Genomic DNA, 17924 nt, shown 5'->3' with positions numbered 1-17924 from the left:
GACGTGCTTCGTCATTGACGGCAAAGCGGACAAAACACACCAGCAATTTTGGATAGGCAGAATGCTTCAGGTTCTTTCCAGCGCTTGGGCGCTTCTTCTGGGAATGGGGTTGCTGATGGTCGGCAATGGCCTGCAGGGCACGTTGCTAGGGGTGCGTGGAGAAATCGAGGGATTCTCGACCTTAGAGATGTCCTTTGTGATGTCGGCCTATTTCCTTGGGTTCCTTGGCGGCTCGCGTCTGGCGCCTGAAATGATCCGTCGTGTCGGGCATGTGCGCGTGTTTGCTGCGCTGGCCTCGTTCATCTCGGCGGTCATGATCATGTATCCGATGCTGACCGATCCAATTGCATGGTCGATTGGCCGCGTGATTATCGGGTTCTGTTTTTCGGGCGTGTATGTGACCGCGGAAAGCTGGCTGAACAATGCCGCAAACAACGAGAACCGAGGGCAGGCGCTGTCGCTTTATATGATGGTGCAGATGACAGGTGTGGTGAGCGCCCAGGCCTTATTGCTGGTCGGCGACCCGGCAGGATATGAGACCTTTGTCATCGCTTCTATACTGGTTTCGATCTCATTTGCGCCTATTCTGCTGTCCATTTCTCCGACCCCGGCGTTCGATACCACCAAACCGATGACATTGCGCCAGCTGATGGAAACATCGCCGCTGGGCTGCGTCGGCATGTTCTTGCTTGGCGGGATATTTTCAGCGCAATTCGGGATGAGCGCCGTTTATGGCGCTCAGGTTGGATTGAGTCTGGTCGAGATTTCGACCTTCGTAGCGGTGTTTTATATCGGCGCCGTAGTCCTGCAATATCCGTTGGGCTGGATGTCCGACAGAATGGACCGCCGTCTGCTGATCATGCTGGTGGCCGCTGTTGGTGGGGTAGGCGCCGTGATAGGCATGATATTTGGCGTCACTTTCACCATGCTTCTCGTAGCTGCCTTTATCATCGGCGGCATGACAAGCCCGCTCTATTCTCTGTTGATCGCGTATACCAATGACTACTTGGAGTATGACGATATGTCGGCGGCTTCGGGCGGTCTGGTTTTTATTAACGGCTTGGGCGCAATCGCAGGTCCAATTATCACCGGTTGGCTAATGGGGGCTGGCGTGCTCGGCCCACAAGGCTTTTTCCTGTTCATCGCGGCGCTGATGTTCATCATGGCCGCCTATGCGGCCTATCGTATGACCCAGCGCGTTTACAAACCCGTGGATGAAACCGGATCGATTGCCCCGATCTACCCGACATCTTCGCCCGTTGCCCTGGAAGTTGCGCAAGAGGTCGCCATTGAAGCAGCCCAGGACGAGCAGGATACGCAAGAACCCGCCTGAGCGCCGGAAATGTGACTTTTGTGTTGCAATATGTTACTGTCACAAATCTGTAAAAGTGATTTTAATGACGTTACGTCCTGGGGAGGGCAATTACGGAGTCTAGGGCAATGGTAGGTCCTGAAGAAGTATTGAGTTTTTGGTTAGATGAGGTTGGCCCCGAGGGGTGGTACCTGCAGGATGAAGCGCTGGATGCGCGGATCCGGGAAAAATTTCTTTCAACATGGGAAGCCGCGTGCGAGGGGAAATTCTCGCTTTGGTTGACCTATCCCAGCGGATCACTGGCCTATATTATCCTTATGGATCAGTTGCCTCGCAACATGTTCCGGGGAAGCAAACAGGCATTTGCATCGGATCGGGCTGCACTGGCTGCAGCGAAATGCGCAGTCGACAAAGGCTGGGATCTTAAGATCGACGAACCGGCGCGGCAGTTCTTTTACCTGCCGATGATGCATTCGGAAAATCTGTGTGATCAGGAGCGTTGCGTGCGCCTTATGATCGAGCGGATGCCAGAAGGCGGCGACAGCAATTTGCTACATGCGCGCGCTCATCGTGAGGTGATCCGCAAGTTCGGTCGTTTCCCATATCGCAACGATGCGTTGGAACGCGCGACTACTGAACACGAAGCCGCATATGTCAGCAATGGCGGCTACGGGTCGACCGTGCGCGAGTTGCAGGCCGCGACCTAGGTCGCGGGCTCACAGCCTTTAAGGATCAGAAGCCGGTCGGTGACAGTGTCGGCAGATGTCGTGATGGCATAGTCGATCAAGTCTTCCGGTTTTTCGACCAGGCCCGCCAATCGGGCCTGAGTGTCTTCCAGCTTCCCCTCCAGATCACCCAAACGTCGCAATGCCGCATTCAGCTGTTGGCGCGTGACCGCATCGAGTTGCGTGCCCTGACTGCTAAGGGTTGCAAGATCGCTGCGCAACGCGGCCAGTTCCCCACGAATTCCCTGCGCCTGATCTCGTAGCGGCGCCACGACCTGCAGGTTCTCAGCAAACCCGACCCGGATCTGATCGACAGACTGCGCAAGTTTCCACCCCAGAAACAGGCATAAAGCCAACAATATCAATGTCGCGTTCAAAAGAGCGAGCAGTAAATCTTTGAGCGTTTTAGCCATGATACGCCTTTCGAAAATCGGGAAGGTCAAAAACTGGTAGTGCATATTCGTCAGTTCTAGCCTTTGCGGTAACGTGGGTATAGGCTGAATTCAGCTCCAAATACCTGATTTGACCCCGCGTCACATATGTCGCGGGCTCTGATGTTGATGCGTTGTAAAAAATAGTTTAACGGTAAACTAGTTTTTTGAACTGACCTGTGCCGAGAGGGAAACATGGCTGCACAATCTTATGATCTGATCGTAATCGGGGCTGGCCCCGGTGGCTATGTAGCCGCTATTCGCGCGGCGCAACTGGGCTTGAAGACCGCTGTCGTCGAGCGCGAACATCTGGGTGGTATCTGCCTGAACTGGGGCTGTATCCCGACAAAGGCCCTGCTGCGATCATCGGAAGTGTTTCACCTGATGGAGCGTGCCAAGGATTTTGGCTTGAAAGCAGACAAGGTCGGCTACGATCTGGATGCGGTTGTGAAGCGCTCGCGCGGTGTTGCCGCGCAGTTGTCCGGCGGTATAGGTCATCTGCTGAAAAAGAACAAAGTCGCCGTTGTCATGGGTGAGGCATCGATCCCCGCCAAGGGCAAGGTCAGCGTCAAAACAGACAAAGGCACGGAAGACCTAACCGCGAAGAATATCGTTCTGGCCACCGGTGCCCGGGCGCGCGAACTGCCGGGCCTTGAAGCGGATGGCGATCTGGTCTGGACGTACAAACACGCGCTGCAACCGCCGCGGATGCCCAAGAAACTGCTGGTCATCGGCTCGGGTGCGATCGGGATCGAATTCGCCAGCTTCTATAACACTTTGGGCGCGGACACGACCGTGGTCGAGGTGATGGATCGAGTGCTGCCTGTCGAAGATGCCGAGATCAGTGCATTTGCCAAGAAAGCTTTCACCAAGCAGGGCATGACCATCATGGAAAAGGCGATGGTTAAACAATTGGACCGCGCCAAGGGCAAGGTGACTGCGCATATCGAGGTGAAAGGCAAGGTTGACAAACACGATTTTGACACGGTGATCTCGGCCGTGGGCATCGTCGGCAATGTGGAAAACCTCGGGCTTGAAGCCTTGGGTGTGAAGATCGACCGCACGCACGTGGTCACCGATGAATACTGCCGCACTGGGGTAGACGGGCTTTACGCAATAGGTGATATCGCAGGGGCGCCCTGGCTGGCACACAAGGCCAGCCACGAAGGCGTGATGGTAGCTGAGCTGATCGCGGGCAAACACGCACATCCGGTCAAGCCTGAAAGCATCGCGGGTTGCACATACTGTCAGCCTCAGGTCGCTTCGGTTGGGTATAGCGAAGCCAAGGCCAAAGAGCTGGGCTATGACATCAAGGTCGGACGCTTCCCGTTCATCGGCAACGGCAAGGCCATCGCGTTGGGTGAGCCCGAGGGACTGATCAAGACCGTCTTCGATGCCAAGACTGGGGAACTGCTGGGTGCACACATGATCGGTGCCGAAGTCACAGAGCTTATTCAGGGCTATGTGGTCGGTCGCCAGTTGGAAACCACTGAAGAAGACCTGATGAACACCGTCTTCCCGCATCCGACGCTGTCTGAGATGATGCATGAAAGCGTGCTGGATGCCTATGGACGCGTGATCCACATGTAAGGACAGGGGGCTCTGCCCCCGCCGCGGCAAGCCGCGACTCCCCCGAGATATTTATAGCCAGATGAAGCAGGGTATCCGTACTTCATCTGGCCGAAAATACCTCGGAGCGCGAGGCAGAGCCTCGCAAAGGATTCTCATTTATTTAATGCTTCCAATATACGGGCCCACGAGCGGATGCCTTTGTGGAAGCTTTTGACGTCGTATTTCTCGTTCGGCGAGTGGATAGCATCATCGTCATTGGCATACCCAACCAGCATCGAATCCAGCCCCAATACTGTATTGAAATATCCAACCACCGGGATTGATCCGCCCATCCCGGTGAAAACGGCCTCGCGATTCCACTCGTCCGAAAGTGCTCCGCGGGCCGCTTCGAATTCTGGGCGGCTAAGGTTCATCACCGAAGCAGGAGAGCCTTCGAGATCACTGTCCCAGACCACTTTTGCGTCCGTAGACAGGCGCTCTTCGACATGTTTGCGGATCCTTTTGCGGAGCGCGTCCGGGTCCATGTCGCCGACAAGGCGGCAGGTGATCTTGCAATGTGCCTCGGACGGGATAACGGTTTTGGAGCCCGCGCCGTTGTAACCTCCCCAAAGGCCATTCACTTCGAGCGTGGGTCGCGCCCATTGTTGTTCCAGCGTGGAATAGCCTGTTTCACCGTGCGGCTCGGTATAGCCAACCGAATTCAGGTATTCCGCTTCATCGAACCCGCAATTCTCCCATTGGCGCAACTGCTCGGCCGGGACTTCGTGTACGCCTTCGTAAAAACCTTCGACTGCGACGCGGCCGGTTTCTTCTTCATAGAAGGATGCGACGATGCGCGACAGTTCCCGCAGCGGGTTCAGACCCGGCCCGCCATAGTGGCCCGAATGCAGGTCGATGCGGGGACCGATGATTGTGAATTCATCCTTGAGCATGCCGCGCAATTGCGACGCTATCGAAGGCACCCCCCGCGACACCATCGAAGTATCACAGACCAGCGCGAGATCCGCCTGAAGCTCGGATTTGTTTGCTTTGAGAAATGGCACGAGTGAGGGCGATCCGGATTCTTCCTCACCTTCGAAGAAAAACGTGATGCGGCAGGGCAGGGTGCCATGCACTGCTTTCCAGGCGCGGCAGGCCTCGACGAAGGTCATCAGTTGGCCTTTGTCGTCAGAAGCGCCGCGCCCGCGTATCACCTGTCCGTGTGGAGTGTCTTCCAAAGCCGGATCGAAAGGATCGCGTGTCCACAGCTCCAGCGGGTCGACAGGTTGCACATCATAGTGCCCATAGAACAGAACATGCGGCCCACCGCTGTCCTCACCGACATGGCCAACGACCATGGGATGTCCCGGAGTTTCGCGCTTTTCGGCTGCAATACCGATACTTTTCAGATCCGCCACCAGCCAATCGGCAGCCTGGTCGACTTGGTCCTTGAAGGCCGGGTCAGTCGAGATGGAGGGAATGCGCAGAAACTCCATCAGGCGGTCGATGGAGGTGGTCAGATCGGTATCGATCCGGCTCAGTACAGCGTCAAGCGACATAGGGGTCTCCTGGGAAGGTCTTGAAATTGGACAGAGCCTAACAGCATGGGCGGTACCGTCCAGCAGGTTTCTGTGCTGGATCTGGGGGAAAGGCCTGCGGCGTTTCCTCGCGTCTTGTGGTCGTAACTTTGCTTGTCGGTTTAGGCGTTTGGCGTTATTTGATGCAAATCAAAGTTGGGTTCGGCTGTTCGGCTGTAGGCCAGTTGGACAGATGAACGCGACGCCATACTTCCAGCCCGGCTTGTGAAGTGGCGAAAAAAGTCGCCCGGGGCTATAATAACCGGGCATCCAAGGAGGGTCCGTTGGACTATACTGCTCAGCTCGATACAGCGATTGCCAGGCTGCATGACGAAGGACGTTATCGGACCTTTATCGATATTGAACGTCGGAATGGTCATTTTCCGCATGCGGTACGGACTTGTCCCGATGGTTCGCAGCAGAACATCACCGTGTGGTGTGGCAATGATTATTTGGGCATGGGTCAGAATCCTGTTGTTTTGGAGGCCATGCACGAGGCGGTGGAGGCCGCAGGCGCAGGCTCGGGTGGGACGCGCAACATTTCAGGCACGACAGTCTATCACAAACGGCTGGAAGCTGAATTGGCGGACTTGCACGGCAAAGAAGCCGCACTGCTATTCACCAGTGCCTATATCGCCAATGACGCGACACTCAGCACTCTGCCAAAATTGTTCCCCGGCCTGATTATATATTCCGATGCACTGAACCATGCGTCGATGATCGAAGGCGTGCGCCGCAACGGGGGGGCCAAACGCATCTTCCGCCACAATGACGTGGCACATCTGCGTGAGTTGCTTGAGGCTGATGACCCTGCAGCCCCCAAGCTGATCGCGTTTGAGTCGGTCTATTCGATGGATGGCGATTTCGGACCCATTGAAGATATTTGCGATCTGGCCGATGAATTCGGTGCTTTGACCTATATTGATGAGGTTCACGCGGTTGGCATGTACGGCCCCCGCGGCGGGGGCGTAACCGAGCGTGATCGGTTGGCGCATCGCATTGACATCATCAACGGAACGCTTGCCAAAGCCTACGGTGTCATGGGCGGCTACATCGCGGCGAGTGCCAAGATGTGTGACGCCATCCGGTCCTATGCGCCGGGCTTTATCTTCACCACCTCGCTGCCACCTGCGGTTGCGGCAGGGGCGGCAGCCTCGGTGGCCTATCTCAAGCGCGCGCCTGAACTGCGCGAGCAGCACCAGACCCAGGCCAGCATTCTTAAGCTGAGGCTGAAAGGGCTTGGCATGCCTCTGATTGATCACGGCAGCCACATTGTGCCGGTGATCGTTGGCAACCCAGTCCACACCAAGAAGTTGAGCGATATGCTGCTGGATGACTATGGTATCTATGTGCAGCCAATCAATTTCCCGACCGTTCCGCGCGGCACCGAACGACTGCGGTTTACGCCATCTCCGGTGCATGGACCCGACGAAATGAACCGTCTGGTGCAGGCGATGGACGAACTTTGGTCACATTGTGCGCTAAATCGCGCCGAACTTGCTGGATAACCTCACGCTAAAGTGTGCAACGAGTTTGCTGCGTGTTAAGCTTACGCTAACAAAAGAAGCGGACGAATCGTTATAGGGGCGATTCGACGTTTGCGCGTAACACGCGACAGGCAAAGATGGGGCAGCAGGAATGATTGGGCGCAGATCACAGCGCGATTCCGAAGAAGACATGGACGTCAGACCCAAGGGTTTTGATGACTATGAGGTACGGCTTGGCGATGTCATGCGCGGCGAACGTGCAACGATGGGCAAGTCGCTTCTGGATGTGCAGCGTGAACTGCGAATCAAAGCCAACTACATCGCCGCCATCGAAAATGCAGATCCCGATGCCTTTGACACACCCGGCTTCATCGCCGGGTATGTGCGTTCATATGCCCGCTATCTGGGCATGAACCCCGATGAGACTTTTGCGACCTTCTGTCAGGAAAGCGGTTTCGAGGTTGCGCATGGCATGTCGGCTGAGGCGTCGGTGGTCAAAAAGGCGCAGGGTGGTCTGCCTTCACGCGGGCCGATGGGACGTGATCCGTTTGTCTCGCCCAGTACGCCTTATATACCGGGCCGCGAATCCGTAGTCAGCCAGATTGAACCGCGTGCTATTGGATCGACGCTGGTGCTGTTGGCCGTCATTGGCGGCATCGGTTATGGGGGCTGGTCGGTTTTGAACCGCATTCAGCAGGTGCAGGTCAGCCCGGTTGAGCAGGCCCCCGTCGTGCTTACAGACCTTGACCCGCTGGATGCCGCACAGGCCCGGCCCGAGGGAACCGAACTGGCCAGCGCAGAGGTGCCAAGCTCTGAAGCGCTGGATCGTCTGTATCGTCCGCAGGCACTTGATGTGCCGGTGCTGGTGGCGCGCGATGCGCCGATTTCCACCCTTGATCCGCGCAATGTCGGAACGTTCCGCGCGCCTGAACCTCCGCAAATCAAAGTGACCGAAGTTCATACGGTTGAACGCCCGGCCTTGCCTCAAGTGGTTGAAAAGCTGGATACGACGCTGAAGATCGTGGCCGTGAACCCTGCTTGGATGCGTGTCACTGCAGCCGATGGCAGCGTGATTTTCGAAGGAACTCTGGGCACCGTTGAGCAGGGCAGCACGTTTGAAGTGCCGCTCACCGAGGAACCCCCGCAACTGCGAGCAGGAGCCGCGGGGTCGGTCTATTTCTCCATGAATGGCGAACACTTTGGTCCTGTGGGCGCGCCGGGTACGGTGGCCAAAGGTGTTGTTCTGTCAAAGGATGCCGTTGCAGAAACCTTCGCAGTTGCCGATCTTGAGGCCGATCAGAACAGCGCACTCAAGCAACTGGTGGCCGAGTTGCAGACCGAGGCGGCAGAAGCGCCCGCCGAGTGATCTTGGCATTGCTCCCCAAGGGATGGCGAACTATCTAAGGGTCAATTTAGGCTGATCCGGATCGATCCTCATGTCGCTCAATCACGTGCGCCCCTGGCGCAATATCTATCGCCGTAAATCCCGCCAGATCATGGTTGGCAATGTGCCCGTCGGAGGTGACGCACCGATTGCCGTGCAGACCATGACCAACACGCTGACCACCGATGTGGCTGCGACCGTGGCACAGGTGCAGGCGGCGGCCGAGGCGGGGGCGGATATCGTGCGGGTCTCGGTCCCGGATGAGGCCTCGTCAAAAGCGCTGAAAGAGATCGTGCGCGAAAGCCCTGTTCCTATAGTGGCTGATATTCATTTCCACTACCGTCGCGGAATCGAATCCGCCGAGGCCGGTGCGGCCTGTCTGCGGATCAATCCGGGCAATATCGGCGATGAAAAACGGGTGAAAGAGGTCATCAAAGCCGCGCGAGACCACAATTGCTCGATCCGGATCGGGGTGAACGCAGGGAGCCTGGAAAAGCACCTGCTTGAGAAATACGGCGAGCCGTGCCCCGAAGCGATGGTCGAGAGCGGGTTGGAGCATATCCGTATTCTCGAAGACAACGACTTTCACAATTTCAAGATCAGCGTGAAGGCCAGCGACGTATTCCTGTCAGCCGCGGCTTATCAGGGCATTGCCGAGGCGACGGATGCGCCCATCCATCTGGGCATCACCGAGGCCGGAGGGCTGGTCAGCGGCACCATCAAATCGGCCATCGGTCTGGGCAATCTGCTGTGGATGGGCATTGGCGACACGATCCGCGTCAGCCTGTCTGCTGATCCGGTGGAAGAGGTCAAGGTCGGCTATGAGATCCTGAAATCTCTGGGCCTGCGCCATCGCGGCGTGAACATCATCTCATGCCCCTCCTGCGCGCGACAGGGTTTTGACGTAATCAAAACGGTTGAGGCGTTGGAGCATCGCTTGGAACACATCAAGACACCCATGAGCCTGTCGATCATCGGCTGTGTCGTGAACGGTCCGGGTGAGGCGCTGATGACCGATGTCGGTTTCACCGGTGGCGGGGCAGGCTCGGGCATGGTCTATCTGGCAGGCAAAGCCAGCCACAAGATGTCAAACGACCAGATGATTGATCACATCGTTGAAGAGGTCGAAAAGAAGGCAGCAGAGCTGGATGCGGCAGCTGAAGCTGCTGAGTAACAAGGCCTAAGCAACAGGCATTTGCTGTGTTGCGCAGTGAATGCCGCCGCCCAGCTCGCCCAATACGTCGACATTTAATGCAATGATCTCGCGCCCGGGGTAGTGACGAGCTAGGGCCATCTGTGCAATCTCATCGGTTTCGCGGTCTCCGAACTGGGCCATCACGATGCCGCCATTACAAACATAGTAATTCGCATAAGACGCCACGAATTCGGGATCGTTAACTCGGCGCCTATTGGGTTCAGGGATCACCTCAACCTGCAATCCTTCGGCGATGAGACGGTCATGAGTATCAAGGGCCGCGACATGAAATGGATCATCCATATCCGGCTCGTCTGGCAGGTTGATCAAAACGCGCCCAGGGCCGGTGAAGCGCGCCAGACTGTCGATGTGGTAATCGGTGATATCCTCGCCCCAGACCCCATCAGACCAGACCATGCGGTCAGCCCCATAGGCTGCCAGTAATCGGGATTCAATTTCGTTGCGTGACAGGTCTGGATTGCGGTTCTCATTCACCCACGAGCTTTCATGGGCCATGATCAACCCATGACCGTCTTGTTCTACACCGCCGGCCTCGCCTTTCAAGCCGGTTGGAAGCAGGGGCAGACCGAGATGGTCGGCAACCTTGGCAGCGATCCGCGCATCGTGTTTGTGCACCTGTTTCCGACCCCAGCCGTTGAACTGGATACGAGTGACCGCAATCCCGCCTCGATTGTCGATCACGAAGATTGGACCTGCGTCGCGGCACCACAAATCTTCGGTTGGAACATCCCAGAGCTCGACTGATGAGGAAAGTTTTTGACGCGCATCCGCATGGTGCTTTGCCGCCGCAAGCATTGTCACGGGTTCAAAGGCGGAAATGGCGTTCGCGATTTCCGCGATGGTTTGTTGCACCATATCCAGAAAGATCTGGTCACGGTAAACTTTGCGGCTGACCGGCCATTGCATAAATGTGCGTTCGTGGGGCGCTTCTTCCGCCGGTACAAAGAAGTTTGAGGTGCGCTGAGCGAGGGTTTGCTTAGACAGGCCCATAAAACTCAGCGCGCCTCCAGTGAGTAAGAGGTTCCGTCGATCCATGCTGGAAACCTACAGTGATGACTTAACCCTGTTCTGCCCGAACTCCATTTGCGATCTGGAGCATTTGGTCTGCGGGCAGGTACCCGCGCATCATTTCGGTGCCCAGAACAAAGGACGGTGTGCCTGAAATCCGCAGCTTTTGCGCCAGATCGCGGGTTTTTGCGATTTCTTCGGTGACCTCATCGCTGTTCATTGCCGCGATGATCGCGTCGCTGTCCAGACCCAGCCCATCTGAAATCCGGCGCAGGGTCACCTCGGAGGGCTCGCCGCTGAATTCCAGCAGAGCGTCATGGACCTGCTTATAGGCATCGTCTCCGGCTACCTGTTTTGTTGCGATGGCAAAGCGGGATGACGCTACAGAGGCATCGCCCAGGATCGGCAATTCCTTAATCACAAGACGGATATTGCCGTCCTCGGCCAGCAGGGTGGCCACTTCGGGCACGGCGCGCCGGCAGTAACCGCAACGGTAGTCCATGAACTCGACCAGAGTAATATCGCCGTCCGGATTGCCACCGACCCAGCTGTAACCGTCATTAAAAAGCTCGTCAGCGTTGGCCGCAACGAGCTCCTTGTCAGCCTGAGCCTCGGCAACGGCATTGCGTTCCTCAAGGATGTTGATCGCCTCGAGGATCACTTCGGGGTTTTCCAGAAGGTATTCGCGCACCTGTGCGCCAAACTCGGCCTTCTCGGCGTCGCTCATCGCGTTTAATTCCAGCGCCTGCGCAGGACCAGTGATCAGGGAAAGACCCAGTAGGGCCGGTGCAGCATGTCTCAGGATCATTTCCGTTTCCTCTTTTTCTTCTTCTTTGCGCGCTCCGAGGCAATCAACACATCCTGTGCCCTTTGCCAACCCGGAGAGCCTTCGGGGAGCTGTGCAACAGCCCGTTTAGCATGTATGCCCGCATCATCAAGTCGGCCCTGCAGCGCATAGCGTTCTGCAGTCACCGCAGACGCCATTCCGTTGTTGCCCACCTGCGAATAGGCAGAACCCAGATCCTGCATCAGCCGGGCATTGCGATAGTCGCGTGCGCGCGCCTTTTCAAGCACTTGCAGGGCTTTCTTCGTCTTGCCATCCGCCAGCAAAGCACGTCCGTAACCGGCGAGGATCAGGGCATTGTTGGGCGCCATATCAACGGCTGCACCGTAGGCATCCACAGCTTCGCGCACGCGCCGGTTCTCCAATAGAATCTGGCCCTTCAATTCATAAAAAAACGGATCGTCAGGGCGAATCTCCAGCGCACCATCGATTGCGGCGCGGGCACGGGCGAGATCGCGATTTTGATGATGGGCCGATGCCTCGCGCATCAGGCGTATGTCACGATCTTTTTCTTCGCCCGCGCGACGCATGGTCCAGGTCGGGGATCGAAGAAAGGCTGACAACTTACCTTTGATCCGCGCGAACCAGTAATCGGCATTTGCGTTTTGCTCTGCCTTGTCGCCGAATTCGTTCAGAAAGGCCTCGGCGGCGCGCAAACGTTCGCGGCTGGTAGGGTGTGAGCGCATGTAGGGGTCTTGATTGACGGGGTTCAACAGCTCTTGCCCCGCGAACTTACGGTGCAGGTTGACCATCCCGCGCGGAGATACTCCCGCCCAACGCAAATAGCTGGCAGCACTTCGATCCGCCGAGGCTTCTTCAGCCCGCGTATGGCCCAGAAAGCTGCGCAGCGCCGAGGCTTGTGTGCCCGCTGCAATTCCTGCAGCAGCTTCTCCGCCACCTGCGGCTGCGGCTGCAAGCGCTAAAAGTGTCCCAAGCTGCGCGTTACGTTGTGCCGCGCGCAGGTTCTCTGAGCGTCTGGCCAAGTGGCCGTTGGCGATGTGCGCGGCCTCGTGTGCGATCACCGCTTGCAGCATCTCGGGCGTATCGACGCTCAGGATCAAGCCATAGTTGATATAGATCGTGTTGTAATCGATCACGAAGGCATTGAACGTACCATCATTGACGATCAGTACGCGCACCCGGTTGGTGTTCAGGCCAGCGGCCCGCAGGATCGGAAAGGCAAGCTCTTGCAGCCCGTGTTCAATGTCGGGATCGCGGATAAGGCTTTGCGCGCTGGCCTGCATGGCGCTGATCGACCATGTCACTGCCAGCAGCAACACGGCCGGGATTGACGCCAGCCGGGATAAGCGTTCAAAAGCCATGGCTGCAACATGGGAGATGGCCATGAGAAACTCAACCCGTTCCGGGGTCGATCCCTTCATCGTGATGGACGTGATGGAGGCCGCGCGCAAGGCGGAAGAAGCCGGGCGGCATGTCGTTCACATGGAAGTAGGTCAACCGGGGACCGGCGCACCCAAAGGGGCAACCGAAGCATTGGCGAAGGCCATGGAACAAGGGCCGCTTGGGTATACGGTGGCTTTGGGTTTGCCCGTTCTTCGTCAGCGGATCGCGCAGATGTATGGCGAATGGTATGGCGTTGATCTCAATCCAGAACGGGTGGTCATCACACCGGGATCATCGGGCGGGTTTTTGCTCGCCTTTACCGCTCTGTTCGACAGCGGTGATCGGGTGGGGATTGGTGCCCCGGGATATCCCTCATATAGGCAAATCCTGAAAGCATTGGGTTTGGTGCCGGTAGACTTGCCGACAGCACCGGAAAACCGGCTACAGCCGGTGCCCGCCGATTTCACGGGGCTTGATTTGCAGGGATTGATGGTTGCATCGCCTGCCAACCCGACTGGGACAATGCTGGATCATGCGGCGATGCAGGCGCTGATCGAAGGCGCACAGGGGCAGGGCGCATCATTCATCAGTGATGAGATTTATCACGGGCTGGAATACGAGGCCAAAGCCGTCACTGCGCTGGAGCTGACGGATGAGTGCTATGTGATCAACTCATTCTCCAAATATTTCTCGATGACCGGTTGGCGCGTTGGCTGGATGGTTGTGCCCGAAGATCAGGTGCGCGTGGTCGAGCGGATTGCCCAGAACATGTTCATCTGCGCGCCTCACGCCAGTCAGGTGGCCGCATTGGCAGCTATGGATTGTAACGACGAATTGCAGGCCAATCTGGATGTATACCGCCGCAATCGTCTGTTGATGCTGGACGGGTTGCCCAAGGCCGGTTTTACCAATATCGCACCGCCGGATGGGGCGTTTTATGTTTACGCGGATGTCTCAGACTTGACCGACGACAGCCGGGCATTTGCAGCCGAGATTCTCGACAAAGCCGGGGTTGCCGTGACGCCGGGGCTGGATTTCGACCCGGTGCGCGGGCACACGACGCTGCGATTTTCCTATGCGCGATCGACCGAAGACATTCAGCAGGGGCTGGATCGGCTGCAACGTTTTATGGCCAAGCGGGGTGCGATCCCGCAATCGGCCTAAAGCGTTCACAAAGGCGGCGTCATGCGATAGGCTCTGCCTCAAACGATCTCGGGATAACTTGAGGCCATGAGCAGGATTTTCTACGCAATCGCCCTGATCTGGGCGTTGAACGGTGTCGTTGTCGCGCAGGACTTCAGCGCGCTCGCACGCGTCCTTCCGGACCAGAGCGGCATCGTCGATGATGGCAATACCGGCGTAAGGGTCGAACTTGGGCTGACTCAAGGCGTGCCATACCGCGTGTTCACACTGCGCGATCCATACCGCGTGGTTCTGGATTTCCAAGAGGTCGACTGGTCTGGCCTGAACCGCGAGACCTTTCTGCAAACCAGCCGGATCAGCGGTGTTCAATTCGGGGCATACGTGCCCGGTTGGTCGCGTCTGGTGTTGGAGCTGGGCGCTCCGCTGGCGGTGGAAACAGCTGATCTGCGGGTTGATCAGGCGACGGGCACTGCTCAACTATCGCTGCACCTGAAAGGCACTGATTTTGACAGTTTTGCAGCCAGCGCAGGTGCCCCCCGTCAGCCCGGCTGGGATTTGCCGGAACCCGCAGTGACACCGGCACTGCCGCGGCGCGACGGTGTGCGGGCGGTTCGGGTCATGCTGGATCCCGGGCATGGCGGCATTGATCCCGGGGCAGAATTCGCTGATACCAATGAGAAAACACTGATGCTGACCTTCGCGCGAGAGCTGCGAGAGGCGCTGCTGCGTACCGGCGGTTTCGAAGTGGTGATGACGCGTGTTGACGATCAATTCGTCTCGCTCGAACGCCGTATCTCGCTGGCACATCAGGCCGGGGCCGATGTGTTTATCTCACTGCACGCGGATTCGCTTTCCGAAGGGCTGGCGCATGGGTCGGTCGTCTACACTCTTTCAGAGGAAGCTTCAGACGTTGCCAGTCAAAAGCTGGCCGAACGGCATGACCGGAGTGATTTGATCGCAGGCATTGATCTCAGCGGTGCGGACGATCAGGTCGCTGATGTGTTGCTGGATCTGGCTCGGCAAGAGACCGTGCCACGCAGTAGCGCACTGGCGCGCTCGCTGGTGGATGGAATGACGCAGCAGGGAGGCCCGATGAATCGTCGTCCGCTACGTTCTTCGTCGTTTTCGGTGTTGAAGGCAGCCGATATCCCATCGGTTCTGGTTGAGTTGGGTTTTTTGTCCAGCCCGCGCGATTTCAAGAACATCTCTGATCCAAACTGGCGCGCATCCATGGCGCATGGGCTTGTGCAGGGGCTTGAGAACTGGCGTCGGGACGATCTGGTGAAGCGATCTCTGATCGGACAATGACGCAGCGGCGCAAAACAGCCATTGTAGCCTTTCGTGTTTTGACCCTGCGCGGGGGCGACACTATATAGGCGTCATCGCGAGTAAAAGGCAGTAACGTGATCCGGTTCATTCTTTCGTTCTTCGGGGCAATTTTCAGTCTCGTGACATTAGGTATTTTTATGGCCGCGCTGGTCGTTGGTGCGGTGTTCTGGATGTATGGCCGAGACCTGCCCAGTCATGAATCTTTGGCACAATACAAACCACCGACGATCAGCCGGATTTACTCGGGTGAGGGCCAGCTGATCGACGAATTTGCGCAGGAGCGCCGCCTGTTTACGCCGTCCGAGGAAATTCCCGATCTGGTAAAACAGGCCTTTATCTCGGCGGAAGATAAGAACTTCTATACTCATCAGGGTTATGACCCGCGTGGGATCATTGCTGCCGGGGTCGAGGCAGTGCGCACTAAAGGCGAAACCGTTCGTGGTGCGTCAACCATCACGCAGCAGGTGATGAAGAACTTCCTTTTGTCCGGTGATCGCCGGGCCGAGCGCAAGATCAAGGAAATTATCCTCGCCACCCGGCTTGAGGATACCTTGGACAAGGAACAGATCCTCGAGCTGTATATGAACGAGATCTTTCTGGGCCAGAACTCTTATGGTGTGACCGCTGCTGCGCAGACCTATTTCAACAAAACTCTGCAGGAACTGGCCCCGCATGAGGCCGCGATGCTGGCGGCGATGCCCAAGGCACCATCGGACTACCATCCTGTGCGGCAGAAAGAACGTCTGCTGAACCGCCGCAACTATGTGCTGCGCGAGATGCAGCAGAACGGCTATATCGATCAGGCCACCTATGAGACCGAAGTCGATATGCCTTTGCGTTCGGTTCAGAACGGCGATTTTGAAAGCTTCCGCACTGCACTGCCGCCGCGTGACTATTTCACCGACGAAATCCGTCGCCAGTTGAGCGAGGATTTTGGCGAGGGTGAGTTCTTCACTGGCGGTTTCACCGTACGCGCCTCAGTGGATGAGGAAATGCAGGTCGAAGCGGCGAAAGCCCTGCGCACGGCGCTGCAGAAATACGACCGCTCTCGCGGGCGGTGGCGCGGCACAGGCGAAGTCATCGCCGAGGAGAAGCTGGCGGATGAAGCACAGTGGCGCGAGGCGCTGGCGATCATGGAAATCCCCCGCGACGTGGTGCTGCCGACGCAGTGGTATCCTGCCGTTGTTCTGAACGTGGCCGACCAATCCCTGACCGTCGGGATCGAAGATGGCCCAGCAGATGGCACAATCCCGCGCGAAGACATCAAGTGGATGCAGGGCAATTTCCAGGACAATTTCAAACGCGGCGATGTCATTCTGGTGATGGTTGGCGAAGAGGGGCAGTGGTCTGCCCGTCAGGTGCCAGAAGTGCAGGGCGGCTTTGTCGCGATGGACGTGAATTCGGGCCGTGTTCTGGCGATGCAGGGCGGGTTCTCGTATCAGGATACCGTGTTTAACCGCGCCACTCAGGCACAGCGCCAACCCGGGTCGAGCTTCAAACCGTTCGTTTATGCAGCGGCGCTAGACAGCGGATACAGCCCCGCAACGATCGTTGTGGATGCGCCGATTGAAGTGAATACACCTCAGGGACTGTGGCGACCCAAGAACTCGACGAACAAGTTTTACGGTCCAACGCCCTTGCGTACCGGGATCGAACAGTCGCGGAACCTGATGACCATCCGTCTGGCGCAAGAAGTCACAATGCCCGTGGTCGCAGGCTATGCCGAGCGGTTTGGCGTTTATGACCGGATGGGTGCGTTCCTTGCGAACTCGCTAGGGTCTGAAGAGACTACGCTGTACAAAATGGTCGCTGCCTATGCGATGTTCGCCAATGGTGGCGAGCGGGTTGAACCCACACTGGTTGACCGTATTCAGGACCGGTTCGGCAAGACCATCTATCGCCATGACGATCGCCAGTGTGTCGATTGTAACTCTAGCTGGCTTGAGCCTGATGAATCGCCGACGATCCTCACCGATCGCAGCCAGGTCATGGATGCCATCACCGCCTACCAGTTGACGTCGATGATGAAGGGCGTGGTTGATCGCGGCACTGCATCACGTGTTGTGAACCTGCCCGTGCCCACAGCGGGCAAGACCGGCACCACGAACGAATCCAAGGATGCGTGGTTCATCGGTTTCACCTCAAATATCGTGGCCGGTTGCTACATCGGTTATGACCGCCCGCGCCCGATGGGCCGAGGAGCCTACGGCGGCACCTTGTGCGGTCCTGTGTTCCAAAGCTTTATGGAAAAAGCAGTCGAGAAATACGGCGGTGGCCCGTTCGAGGTGCCTCCGGGTGGCCATTTCATCAAGATTGACCGTTTCAGCGGCGCGCGCCTGCCGGAAGACGCGAGTGGAGAATATGTGGTTGCCGAGTATTTCCGTGATGGCGTGGATGGTTTTATCGATCGCGTCTATGACGGTGGCTTCGCGATGGGATCTGACCTGCCGTTGTTTGAAGAGGCAAGTTCGGGCCGTCAGGTGACCACTTCGACCGGGGATACGATCACGGTTGGCCCCAATGCCAGCCAGGGCGATCTGCAGGGCGGCGGGCTTTACTGATCCGCCCAAGTT

General features: G+C 57.4%; 14 protein-coding genes. 9 read left to right on the top strand and 5 right to left on the bottom strand.

All coding sequences use genetic code 11. The features are described 5' to 3' along the window. Positions 1 to 61 precede the first annotated feature (61 nt). Both ACR0NE_RS07100 and ACR0NE_RS07095 read left to right on the top strand, forming a co-directional pair. Positions 62 to 1333, top strand: coding sequence for an MFS transporter (locus tag ACR0NE_RS07100; protein WP_170598063.1), 1272 nt, complete (start codon positions 62 to 64; stop codon positions 1331 to 1333). Positions 1334 to 1440: 107 nt separating this feature from the next. Then, positions 1441 to 2019, top strand: a complete 579-nt coding sequence (locus ACR0NE_RS07095) for a DUF924 family protein (RefSeq protein ID WP_170598066.1) — start codon at positions 1441 to 1443, stop codon at positions 2017 to 2019. Here ACR0NE_RS07095 and ACR0NE_RS07090 read toward each other — a convergent pair. Continuing rightward, entirely contained in the window at positions 2016 to 2450 is a 435-nt protein-coding gene (locus ACR0NE_RS07090) for a hypothetical protein (protein ID WP_170598068.1), read from the bottom strand. The two genes, ACR0NE_RS07095 and ACR0NE_RS07090, sit on opposite strands and share 4 nt — an antisense overlap. A gap of 213 nt (positions 2451 to 2663) precedes the next feature. Here ACR0NE_RS07090 and lpdA point away from each other — a divergent pair, with 213 nt between their 5' ends. Continuing rightward, a complete protein-coding gene (gene lpdA, locus ACR0NE_RS07085; RefSeq protein ID WP_170598070.1) occupies positions 2664 to 4058 on the top strand; it encodes a dihydrolipoyl dehydrogenase in 1395 nt (464 codons plus the stop codon). A gap of 134 nt (positions 4059 to 4192) precedes the next feature. Here the strand turns inward: lpdA and ACR0NE_RS07080 are convergent, their stop codons facing one another. Continuing rightward, complete coding sequence (locus tag ACR0NE_RS07080) at positions 4193 to 5578, bottom strand: dipeptidase (protein ID WP_170598072.1); 1386 nt, start codon at positions 5576 to 5578, stop codon at positions 4193 to 4195. A gap of 302 nt (positions 5579 to 5880) precedes the next feature. Here ACR0NE_RS07080 and hemA point away from each other — a divergent pair, with 302 nt between their 5' ends. The 3 genes from hemA (at position 5881) to ispG (ending at position 9641) form a co-directional block, all read left to right on the top strand. Next, positions 5881 to 7104, top strand: a complete 1224-nt coding sequence (gene hemA, locus ACR0NE_RS07075) for a 5-aminolevulinate synthase (protein WP_170598075.1) — start codon at positions 5881 to 5883, stop codon at positions 7102 to 7104. A gap of 130 nt (positions 7105 to 7234) precedes the next feature. Beyond that, the gene (locus ACR0NE_RS07070) at positions 7235 to 8449 is read left to right on the top strand and encodes a helix-turn-helix domain-containing protein (protein ID WP_170598077.1); all 1215 of its coding nucleotides are present in this window, start codon (positions 7235 to 7237) and stop codon (positions 8447 to 8449) included. A gap of 70 nt (positions 8450 to 8519) precedes the next feature. Next, on the top strand, positions 8520 to 9641 hold the full coding sequence (gene ispG / locus ACR0NE_RS07065; protein ID WP_170396552.1) for a flavodoxin-dependent (E)-4-hydroxy-3-methylbut-2-enyl-diphosphate synthase: 1122 nt from the start codon (positions 8520 to 8522) through the stop codon (positions 9639 to 9641). A gap of 6 nt (positions 9642 to 9647) precedes the next feature. Here the strand turns inward: ispG and ACR0NE_RS07060 are convergent, their stop codons facing one another. The 3 genes from ACR0NE_RS07060 to ACR0NE_RS07050 are packed head-to-tail and all read right to left on the bottom strand — an operon-like array spanning position 9648 to position 12881. Then, entirely contained in the window at positions 9648 to 10718 is a 1071-nt protein-coding gene (locus ACR0NE_RS07060; protein ID WP_170598080.1) for an agmatine deiminase family protein, read from the bottom strand. Positions 10719 to 10740: 22 nt separating this feature from the next. Next, positions 10741 to 11499, bottom strand: a complete 759-nt coding sequence (locus tag ACR0NE_RS07055; protein WP_170396556.1) for a DsbA family protein — start codon at positions 11497 to 11499, stop codon at positions 10741 to 10743. Then, positions 11496 to 12881 carry a M48 family metalloprotease gene (locus tag ACR0NE_RS07050; protein WP_170422466.1) on the bottom strand — a complete coding sequence of 462 codons (1386 nt, stop codon included), beginning with the start codon at positions 12879 to 12881 and terminating at the stop codon, positions 11496 to 11498. The genes ACR0NE_RS07055 and ACR0NE_RS07050 overlap by 4 nt, the downstream gene beginning before the upstream one ends. Here ACR0NE_RS07050 and ACR0NE_RS07045 point away from each other — a divergent pair. The 3 genes from ACR0NE_RS07045 to ACR0NE_RS07035 all read left to right on the top strand — a co-directional run bounded on the left by ACR0NE_RS07045 (position 12880) and on the right by ACR0NE_RS07035 (position 17912). Beyond that, positions 12880 to 14043: an aminotransferase class I/II-fold pyridoxal phosphate-dependent enzyme gene (locus ACR0NE_RS07045; protein WP_170598083.1), complete on the top strand. Its 1164-nt coding sequence runs from the start codon at positions 12880 to 12882 to the stop codon at positions 14041 to 14043. The genes ACR0NE_RS07050 and ACR0NE_RS07045 overlap by 2 nt on opposite strands. Before the next feature lie 66 nt (positions 14044 to 14109). Next, on the top strand, positions 14110 to 15330 hold the full coding sequence (locus ACR0NE_RS07040; RefSeq protein ID WP_170598086.1) for an N-acetylmuramoyl-L-alanine amidase: 1221 nt from the start codon (positions 14110 to 14112) through the stop codon (positions 15328 to 15330). A gap of 95 nt (positions 15331 to 15425) precedes the next feature. Further along, positions 15426 to 17912, top strand: a complete 2487-nt coding sequence (locus tag ACR0NE_RS07035; RefSeq protein WP_170598089.1) for a PBP1A family penicillin-binding protein — start codon at positions 15426 to 15428, stop codon at positions 17910 to 17912. Positions 17913 to 17924: the final 12 nt, after the last annotated feature.

Source organism: Ruegeria sp. C9, assembly GCF_056537585.1.
The sequence above is the reverse complement of the archived record's forward strand: the minus strand, read 5'-3'. Positions and strand labels throughout refer to the sequence as shown.

Coding starts and splice junctions, on each gene's coding strand:
- ACR0NE_RS07100 (WP_170598063.1), top strand. CDS start 62: ATGCTTCAGGTTCTTTCCAGCGCTTGGGCGCTTCTTCTGGGAATGGGG.
- ACR0NE_RS07095 (WP_170598066.1), top strand. CDS start 1,441: ATGGTAGGTCCTGAAGAAGTATTGAGTTTTTGGTTAGATGAGGTTGGC.
- ACR0NE_RS07090 (WP_170598068.1), bottom strand. CDS start 2,450: ATGGCTAAAACGCTCAAAGATTTACTGCTCGCTCTTTTGAACGCGACA.
- lpdA (WP_170598070.1), top strand. CDS start 2,664: ATGGCTGCACAATCTTATGATCTGATCGTAATCGGGGCTGGCCCCGGT.
- ACR0NE_RS07080 (WP_170598072.1), bottom strand. CDS start 5,578: ATGTCGCTTGACGCTGTACTGAGCCGGATCGATACCGATCTGACCACC.
- ACR0NE_RS07070 (WP_170598077.1), top strand. CDS start 7,235: ATGATTGGGCGCAGATCACAGCGCGATTCCGAAGAAGACATGGACGTC.
- ispG (WP_170396552.1), top strand. CDS start 8,520: ATGTCGCTCAATCACGTGCGCCCCTGGCGCAATATCTATCGCCGTAAA.
- ACR0NE_RS07060 (WP_170598080.1), bottom strand. CDS start 10,718: ATGGATCGACGGAACCTCTTACTCACTGGAGGCGCGCTGAGTTTTATG.
- ACR0NE_RS07055 (WP_170396556.1), bottom strand. CDS start 11,499: ATGATCCTGAGACATGCTGCACCGGCCCTACTGGGTCTTTCCCTGATC.
- ACR0NE_RS07045 (WP_170598083.1), top strand. CDS start 12,880: ATGAGAAACTCAACCCGTTCCGGGGTCGATCCCTTCATCGTGATGGAC.
- ACR0NE_RS07050 (WP_170422466.1), bottom strand. CDS start 12,881: ATGGCCATCTCCCATGTTGCAGCCATGGCTTTTGAACGCTTATCCCGG.
- ACR0NE_RS07040 (WP_170598086.1), top strand. CDS start 14,110: ATGAGCAGGATTTTCTACGCAATCGCCCTGATCTGGGCGTTGAACGGT.